Annotated in this window: 8 protein-coding genes; 7 read left to right on the forward strand and 1 reads right to left on the reverse strand. The window is 73.2% G+C overall.

Translation table 11 applies throughout. The features are described from left to right. Window positions 1-109: 109 nt before the first annotated feature. Window positions 110-1,264, reverse strand: a complete 1,155-nt coding sequence (locus ABTZ03_RS32950; protein ID WP_350516815.1) for an alpha/beta hydrolase — start codon at window positions 1,262-1,264, stop codon at window positions 110-112. Window positions 1,265-1,642: 378 nt separating this feature from the next. On the opposite strand from ABTZ03_RS32950, the gene ABTZ03_RS32955 reads away from it, so the two are divergent. The 7 genes from ABTZ03_RS32955 (at window position 1,643) to ABTZ03_RS32985 (ending at window position 8,304) form a co-directional block, all read left to right on the forward strand. After that, window positions 1,643-3,484 (forward strand): phosphatidylglycerol lysyltransferase domain-containing protein, encoded by a 1,842-nt coding sequence (locus tag ABTZ03_RS32955; RefSeq protein WP_350516816.1) that lies wholly within the window; start codon window positions 1,643-1,645, stop codon window positions 3,482-3,484. Between the two features lie 91 nt (window positions 3,485-3,575). Then, the gene (gene folP / locus ABTZ03_RS32960) at window positions 3,576-4,457 is read left to right on the forward strand and encodes a dihydropteroate synthase (RefSeq protein WP_350516817.1); all 882 of its coding nucleotides are present in this window, start codon (window positions 3,576-3,578) and stop codon (window positions 4,455-4,457) included. Between the two features lie 10 nt (window positions 4,458-4,467). After that, the gene (locus tag ABTZ03_RS32965; RefSeq protein WP_350509220.1) at window positions 4,468-4,965 is read left to right on the forward strand and encodes a nuclear transport factor 2 family protein; all 498 of its coding nucleotides are present in this window, start codon (window positions 4,468-4,470) and stop codon (window positions 4,963-4,965) included. Between the two features lie 246 nt (window positions 4,966-5,211). Beyond that, window positions 5,212-5,571: a dihydroneopterin aldolase gene (gene folB / locus ABTZ03_RS32970; protein WP_030288941.1), complete on the forward strand. Its 360-nt coding sequence runs from the start codon at window positions 5,212-5,214 to the stop codon at window positions 5,569-5,571. Window positions 5,572-5,614: 43 nt separating this feature from the next. Next, a complete protein-coding gene (folK, locus tag ABTZ03_RS32975; protein WP_350516818.1) occupies window positions 5,615-6,202 on the forward strand; it encodes a 2-amino-4-hydroxy-6-hydroxymethyldihydropteridine diphosphokinase in 588 nt (195 codons plus the stop codon). A gap of 253 nt (window positions 6,203-6,455) precedes the next feature. Next, window positions 6,456-6,944 (forward strand): DUF3180 domain-containing protein, encoded by a 489-nt coding sequence (locus ABTZ03_RS32980; RefSeq protein WP_350516819.1) that lies wholly within the window; start codon window positions 6,456-6,458, stop codon window positions 6,942-6,944. 154 nt (window positions 6,945-7,098) lie between these two features. Continuing rightward, a complete protein-coding gene (locus ABTZ03_RS32985) occupies window positions 7,099-8,304 on the forward strand; it encodes a hypothetical protein (RefSeq protein ID WP_350516820.1) in 1,206 nt (401 codons plus the stop codon). Window positions 8,305-8,358 lie beyond the last annotated feature (54 nt).

An 8,358-nucleotide genomic window follows, 5' to 3' on the forward strand; every position in this document is an offset into this window, starting at 1 on the left:
GGGGCAACGGGACCGGATTGTCACCCCCGCCCCGTAGGCTGGGAGGGTCATGACGAACGACTCCACCGGCGGGTGGCCACCCGCCGGTCGGCCCGGCCGGCGCCTCGGCCTAGCCGAGGTGGGCGCCCATCCATTCCAGCGAGGCGGGCAGCTCCCTGGTCCAGCTGTCGAAGTTGTGCCCGCCGTCGTCCAGGTAGAGCGAATCCACCTTGAACTGCGGATTGGCCGCCGCGACCTGGGTGGCCTGGTCGACGAACTGGACGGTCTGCTGGTAGTCCGTCTCCGTCCGGGTGGAGACCACCAGCATGTTCAGCGACGGGGCCGGGAGGTTCTGCAGCCGCCAGCCGAGGTCGTGCTGCTGGGTCAGGGTCTTGTCGCCGCTGAAGAGGTCGCCGCCGGTGTACTGGTCCTGGCGCACCGAGAAGTCGCCGTGCAGGCCGGTGGCGCTGCCGTAGACGTTCGGATTGCGCATCGACAGGCGCATCGCGCAGCTGCCGCCGGTGGAGTAGCCGAACACGCCCCAGGAGGCGGCCGAGCGGCCGAGCCGGTAGGCGCTCTGCAGCGCCTCGGGCACGTCCTTGGTGAACCAGGTCTCGGTGCGCGGCCCGCCGGGGACGTCCACGCACTCGGTGTCCCGGGAGGGGACCACCGAGGGGCGGGCCAGTACCAGGACGGTCGGCGGCATCTTGCCGGAGCGCTGCAGCTCGGCCGCCGTCTGCACGGTGGGCAGCTCCTTGAGCAGGTTCAGGGTGGTGCCCGGGAAGCCGGCCAGGGTGAGCACGACCGGGAAGCGGACCAGGGCGAACTTCGGGTCGAAGTACTCGGGCGGCAGGTAGACGAACATCTGGTCGGAGAATCCGGTCTCCTTGCCGTTGACCCGGACCGACTCGACCTTCCCGACCTCCTCCGGCGCGCCCTTGGGCAGGTTGGCGACGCCCTCCAGACCGCCCTCGTCGGTCGGCTGGACCAGTTTGTCGGAGACCGGGGTGCCGCCCTTGTGGTTCTCGTTGCTGGTCAGCGCGAGCTTGGCGCCGCCGGGGTTGAGCAGGTCGTCCCAGGAGGTGTAGAACCCGAAGGAGTTGTTCACCGACAGCGCCAGGACCGCGAGGATCGAGACTTGAACGACTGTCATCAGGCCGATCCGGCCGAGCACCGGCAGCGGGCGCTGCCGGGCCAGCCTGGGCCAGAGCCACAGGGTGATGACGAGGGCCGCCGCTCCGAGAGCGAGCAGCGAGTTCACCAGCACGTCGCTGGTCAGTTCCATGCCGTCGGCCTTCCGGTGGGACGCTGTCGGTGCAGGCTTCATCGTCTGGCGGTCCGTCAGACCGGGCCACCGCAGCTAGGCTGTCCGGGCGCCCGGGCGGGGGTGGCAGGGCGGGGGAAGGTCCGCGGCAACCGGCGCCCTAGAATGCGGCGTCCACCGTACGTAACGCGTGCCGGAGGGTTCCGTCCCGCCACGCGGCGGTGGACCCACGGCTCCGCCCCCGGCTCAACCCGCAGCGCGCCCATGGCACCGGAATACCGTCCGTTTCCGGGTCCTTGGTATGCGCATTGCCTGATGAAGGAATAGGCATGAAGGTCCATCACACGTGCTCCCCCGGAGTGAACGGACACCGCACCGCAGCCTCTACGCTGAGCTTCCATGAGCGTTCCCGTGTCCGTTGAGCCGAGCCCCGAGCAGCCCCCGCGCCGACGGCGCGGCCTGCAGACGCTGCGCAACCAGGCGGCGGCCGTCCCGAGGGCCTGGCTCCCCGGTGCGGTCGGCTACGCCTGTCTGCTGATCGGCCTGGTCGACATCGCGAGTGCGGTGTTCCCCAAGCTCCGGCACACCAAGATGCACACCTTCGCCGGGCAGCTTCCGGGCGGCACCACCAGCCTGGCCGCGGTCGGCACGCTGATGGTCGGCATCCTGCTGGTGCCGCTGGCGCACGCGCTGCGCCGGCGCAAGCGGCGGGCCTGGCGGGCGGTCTGCGTGCTGCTGCCGCTCAGTGCCGCGCTGCACATCATGCGCTGGCACCAGATCGGCCCGGCGGTCGTCTCGCTGGTCGTCCTCGCCGTGATGCTGGTGCACCAGCGCGAGTTCTACGCCAAGGCCGACCCGCGCACCCGCTGGGGCGCGGTGGTCAACCTGGTTGTGATGGGCGCCCTCAGCGTGCTGCTCGGCCTGCTGATCGTGAGCACCCGCACCCGCTACGAGTTCGGCCACCCCGGCCTGTACGACCGGCTGCAGCACGTCGGGTACGGGCTGTTCGGCTTCGAGGGCCCGATCCGCTACACCAACGAGCGGATGTCCGACCTGGTCGCCTACCTGCTCGGCGGCCTCGGCCTGCTGACCGCCTTCACCACCGCCTACCTGGCGCTGCGCCCGGGCAAGCCGAAGCCGGAGCTCACCGCCGAGGACGAGGAGAAGGTCCGCGAGCTGCTCAAGCGGCACGGCGAGCGCGACTCGCTCGGCTACTTCGCGCTGCGCCGCGACAAGAGCGTGCTGTTCTCGCCCACCGGCAAGGCCGCGATCTCCTACCGGGTGGTCTCCGGCGTGATGCTCGCCTCCGGCGACCCGGTCGGCGACGTCGAGGCCTGGCCGGGCGCGATCAAGGTGTTCATGGCCGAGGCCCGCGAGCACGCCTGGGTGCCGGCCGTGATGGGCTGCAGCGAGGTCGGCGGCGAGGTCTGGACCCGCGAGGCGGGCCTGGACGCGCTGGAGCTGGGCGACGAGGCCATCGTCGACACCTCCACCTTCTCGCTGGCCGGCCGGGCCATGCGCAACGTCCGCCAGATGGTCAAGCGGATCGAGCGCAACGGCTACTCCTGCAAGGTGCGCCGGGTCTCCGAGCTCAGCGTCGAGGAGAAGTACCGGATCGCCGACGCCGCCGCCCGCTGGCGCGGCACCGACACCGAGCGCGGCTTCTCGATGGCCCTGGGCCGCTTCGGCGACCCGCTGGACGACGACTGCGTGGTGGTCACCGCCCACAAGGCCCCGGAGGAGGGCGAGAGCGGCGACGACCTGAAGGCCGTGCTGCACTTCGTGCCCTGGGGGCCGGACGGCATATCGCTGGAGCTGATGCGCCGCGACCGGGCCGCCGACCCGGGCCTGAACGAGCTGCTGATCGTCGCCGCCCTGCAGGAGGTGGGCGCCCTGGGCATCCGCCGGGTGTCGCTCAACTTCGCGATGTTCCGCTCGGCGCTGGCCCGCGGCGAGCGGATCGGCGCCGGCCCGGTGCTGCGCGCCTGGCGCGGACTGCTGGTGTTCCTGTCGCGGTGGTTCCAGATCGAGTCGCTGTACAAGTTCAACGCCAAGTTCCAGCCCGAGTGGGAGCCGCGCTTCCTGGTCTTCCCGAGCACCCGGGACCTGCCGCGGATCGGCTTCGCCGCGATGCAGGCGGAGGCCTTCATCACGCTCGGCATGCCGCGCTTCTGGCGCAGGCGCCAGCGTGAGGGCCTGATGCCGGTGCCGTCGACCCGTGAGGTCACCGAGGCCGCCTGAGGCCGCTCGAGGCCGCCCGAGGCCGCCCGAGGCCGACCGGCGTTCGAACGGGGCCCCCGCCGAGAAACCTCGGCGGGGGCCCCGTTCGATAATGGGGGGCATGAGCGATGTGCCCCCCTACTCCCTCCCGGCCGGACTGCCGCGGCTCGGCCGCTGCGCCGTGATGGGTGTGGTCAACGTCACGCCCGACTCCTTCTCGGACGGCGGGATGTGGCTCGACCCCGCCAGGGCGATCGCGCACGGGCTGGCCCTGCGGGCCCGCGGCGCGGACCTGGTGGACGTCGGCGGCGAGTCCACCCGGCCCGGGACCCAGCGGGTGCCCGAGGAGGAGGAGCTGCGCCGGGTGCTGCCGGTGGTGCGCGAGCTGGCCGCGGCCGGGGTGATGGTGTCGGTGGACACCATGCGGGCCTCGGTCGCCGAGCGGGCCGTCGAGGCCGGCGCCGCGATCGTCAACGACGTCTCCGGCGGCCTCGCCGACCCGGCGATGGCCCGGGTGGTCGCGGCGACCGGCGCGCCCTTCGTGGTCATGCACTGGCGCGGGCAGTCCGCCGACATGGAACGGCGGGCCGTCTACCAGGACGTCGTACGGGACGTGGTCGCCGAGCTGACCGCCCGGGTGGAGGCGCTGCTGGCCGCCGGGGTCAAGGAGGACCAGTTGGTCCTCGACCCGGGGCTCGGCTTCGCCAAGACCCCCGAGCACAACTGGGCGCTGCTCGGCCGGTTGGACGCGCTCACCGCGCTCGGCCGTCCCGTCCTCGTCGCGGCTTCGCGGAAGCGGTTCCTGGGTACGCTGCTCGCCGACCCGGAAACCGGGGAGCTGCGCCCGGCCCGTGAGCGGGACGACGCGACCGCCGCGGTCTCGGTGCTGTCGGCCCAGGCCGGAGCCTGGGCGGTCCGGGTGCACGACGTGTCCGGTACGGCGGACGCCGTCCGCGTGGTCGCGGCCTGGCAGCGCGCGGCGCGGCTGGGGTGAGGGAGGGTCTGTGACAGGTGACGGCAGGTTGAGCGGCGGGACGGCCGGTAAGGCCCGGGAGGTGGACCTGGAGGCGGTGCTCGCGGCGAACCGGGCCTTCTACGAGGCGCTGGAGCGGGGGGACGTCGAAGCGGTCGAGGAGGCCTGGCTGGGGCCGGAGCACGCCGACGACAAGGGCGGCGTGGTCTGTGTGCACCCCGGTTGGCCGGTGCTGCGGGGGCGGGCCCAGGTGACCCGCTCCTACATGCTGATCATGATGAACACGGAGTACATCCAGTTCTTCCTGACCGATGTCGAGGCCGAGGTCCACGGCGATGTGGCCCTTGTCACGTGCACCGAGAACATCCTCTCCGGCGGCGAGGCGGAGGAGGAGGGGGAACTCGGCCCGCTGGTCGGCGGAAAGGTCGTGTCGAGCAATCTGTTCCGTCGTACCCCGGCCGGGTGGAAGCTCTGGTCGCACCACGGCTCACCCGTGCTGACCAGCGGGGACGAGGACGACGAGGACTGATTCCGGGAGCCGCGGAAAATCGGCGCCGAACGGTCGCCGGGGAATTTCCGAGTGGTCACCGAACGTTCACGTCAATCGCCATTCCGGTGCGCGTGGCGACGGTTCGTGCCGGGTAGGACGGTCAGGCGTTGTCCGCGCTCGCGGGTAGATTCGAAACGGAGTGGCGGGCGTGCTGCCCGCCTTCGCCCCGCCCGTCCATGCCTTTCCCGGGTGGGGCCCGTCCGACTGGGAGCAGTGATTCGTTTGCTGGACCGCGTCACCCTGCGGGGGCTGCGAGCCCGGGGCCACCACGGCGTGTTCGAGCGCGAGCGCGTCGAGGGCCAGACCTTCGTGGTCGATCTCGTGCTGTACCTGGACACCCGCCCCGCCGCGTCCGGAGACGACCTCACCCGCACGGCGCACTACGGCATCGTGGCCGAGGAGGTCACCGCGATCATCGCCGGGGAACCGGTCGACCTGATCGAGACCCTGGCGCAGCGGATCGCCGACCAGTGCCTGAAGCACGACGCGGTCGAGGAGGTCGAGGTCACCGTGCACAAGCCGGACGCCCCGATCACCGTGCCGTTCGACGACGTGACCGTGACCATCCACCGGGGCCGCGCATGACCCCCACCGCGCGCCTGGTTTCCGATGCAGAGGGAATTCTTCGATGACCAGCACTGAGCCGAACGCGTTCGACCTGGAGGACCGGGTGGACTCCGCCGACACCACGCTGCACAGCCAGCGGTGCGCGGTGATCGCGCTCGGCAGCAACCTGGGCAACCGGCTGGACACCCTGCAGGGTGCCGTCGACGCGCTCGCCGACACCCCCGGGCTGAAGATCAAGGCCGTCTCGGCGGTCTACGAGACCGAGGCCGTGGGCGGCCCGGAGGAACAGCCCAACTACTACAACGCGGTCGTGGTGCTGCGCACCTCGCTGCCGCCGCGGGACCTGCTGGAGCGCGGCAACGCGATCGAGGACGCCTTCGGGCGGGTCCGCGAGGTCCGCTGGGGCGCGCGCACCCTGGACGTCGACATCCTGGCGTACGAGGGCGTGGTCAGCGAGGACCCGCAGCTGCTGCTGCCGCACCCGCGGTCGCACGAGCGGGCCTTCGTCCTCGCCCCCTGGCTGGACGCCCAGCCCGAGGCCGAGGTGCCCGGACACGGTCCGGTCGCCGCGCTGCTGGCGGCGCTCGGCGGGCCGGACGCGCAGGGCGTGAAGCGCCGCGACGACATCCGGCTGACGCTGCCGGAGTAGCGGCGGGTCCGACAGTTCCCGCCGCGCGCGCGACGCCGGGCGGGAAATTGTCGGAAACGCCCACGGCGGGACGGGCCGGCGGGCGGCCCGGCCGGTCCGGTCCGCCGGGTCGGTCGGGAACTCGGCCGCGGGGCCCGGCCGTACGAGTGGATGTCCGCCCGTCCGGTCCCGGTACGGTGGCCTGACGCCGTCGTACCGGGCCACCGGGCGGTCGGTCGGTCGGCTCTGGTACCCCGGGAAGGACCTCCTCCGCGTGAAGCTGCTTCGCCTCCGTCTGCTGATCGGCATCACCGCCGCGACGACGGCGCTGTCCTGGGCCGGCTCCAAGCTGTGGGCGTCCCTGGACACGCTGCCGGCCGTGCCGGCCGCGGCTCCGGTGGTGCTGGCGGCGGTGGCGGTCATCCTGCTGGCGACCGCGATCTCGCTGCGCTCCCGGCTGAAGGCGGTGCGCGAGCGGCAGCCCGGCGCCAAGCGGGTCGACCCGCTGCTGGCGGCGCGGGCGGTGGTGCTCGGGCAGGCCAGCGCGCTGGTCTCCTCGGTGGTCACCGGCATCTACGCCGGCGCCGGGATCTATCTGCTCGGCGAGCTGGACGTGTCGGCCCGCAAGGACCAGGCGGTGACCGCCGGGCTCGCGGTGCTGGCGGGGGCCGCGGTGATCGCGGCGGCGCTCTGGCTGCAGCACGTGTGCAAGCTGCCGGAGAACCACGACGACCCGGGCGGTCCGGCGGCCTCGCCCCGCTGACGGAACGGCCGGATCCGGTCGCACCGCGCTGAACAGGGCTTTTTTCGTGATCTTGAGTGAAAAGCCGGGCACGTGCGGTAAAAACTGCGCACTGTCAAGGGTTGAAGGGGACCCTGGGCTGACACGGCCCCAATTCGCACGCTAGTTTCTTGGCATGTCTCGCGGACGCCACCGTCATTCCTCCGTCCTCGGCCGGGTCTTTCCCCCCACCGCCGCCGGCGTACTGCTGGTGGCCGCTCTGGCCGCGCTGCTTTTCAGTCAGGACACCGTCCTGGTCCGCTCGGTGGGCATCGCCGCGCTGATCGCCACGCTCGGCTTCGCGGTGCTGCTGCGGCAGCGGGACAAGGCGGCCCGGGCGGCCGCCGAGGTGTCCTCGGCGCAGCGGCTGCGGGCCGAGGAGCGCTTCGAGGAGCAGCTGGCCGAGGCCGAGTACGCGGCCGAGGTGGCCGAGGAGCGGGCCACCCGGTTCGGGCGGCGGCTGACGGCGGAGAAGTCGCGGCTGGCGAAGGCGGAGACCGAGATAGCCCGGCTGCTGCGCGAGCGGGCCGTGGCGGTGGCGGAGCAGGCGCTCAAGGAGGCCGAGGCGGCCCAGAAGGCGCTCGCCGCGAGCCGTCCCAAGCACCCGGCCAGTCCGGCCGCGTTCGTCCGCGCCGCGTCCGTGCTGCGGCTGCTGGAGCGGCGGGCGGCCGAGCAGGAGGCGCAGCGGGAGCGCACGGCGGGCGCGGAGGTCGCGCTGCGGGCTCGTACGGCTCCGGCCGCCTCGGCCGCCCAGGTCGCTTCGGTCGCTTCGGCGCCCAAGCCGGTGTCGGTGCCCGCTCCGGTGGCGCCCACGGTGCCCACCCCGGCGCAGGCCCCGGCCGGGCCGGCCGCGACCGCTGCTCCGGCGGGCCGTACCCCGGTGCAGCCCACGCCGCTGCGCCCGGCGCTGACCGCGACGGTCGGCCAGCTCGGCGGTGGGTCCGGGGCGAGCGGTGCGCAGGCCGGTGCGTCGGCCGCCGCGCCGGCTCCGGTGGAGCGGCAGCGGCAGCGTCCGGCGCAGTCCGGGCCGGCCCGCGGGCCGGGCTTCAGCTTCTTCGGCCGCGGCACGGGTGCGGCGGTCCGGGCGGCGGCTCCGGCCCCGGCGGTGGGCAGCGTCGCCGAGCTGGCGGAGCGCGCGGACCTGGCCGACGTGGTGGGGGACGAGGCGGTCGCCGCGAAGGCCCGCGCCGAGGCGCAGGAGACCCTGGAGGCCGCGGAGGTCCGCCCGGTGGAGCCGGTGGCCGCCGGCGGGGCCGGGGCGGACGGGACCACCGTGGTGGACCTGACGCCCGAGGACGAGACCGAGCTGATCGAGCTGCCGGAGCTGCGCGCCACGCGCTGAGCGGCCCTGGAGACGCGCCGCGGCGCGGGAAGTCGGACGGGTCGACTTCCCGCG

Origin of the sequence: Kitasatospora sp. NPDC096077 (assembly GCF_040303245.1) — a bacterium.
GTDB lineage: Bacteria > Actinomycetota > Actinomycetes > Streptomycetales > Streptomycetaceae > Kitasatospora.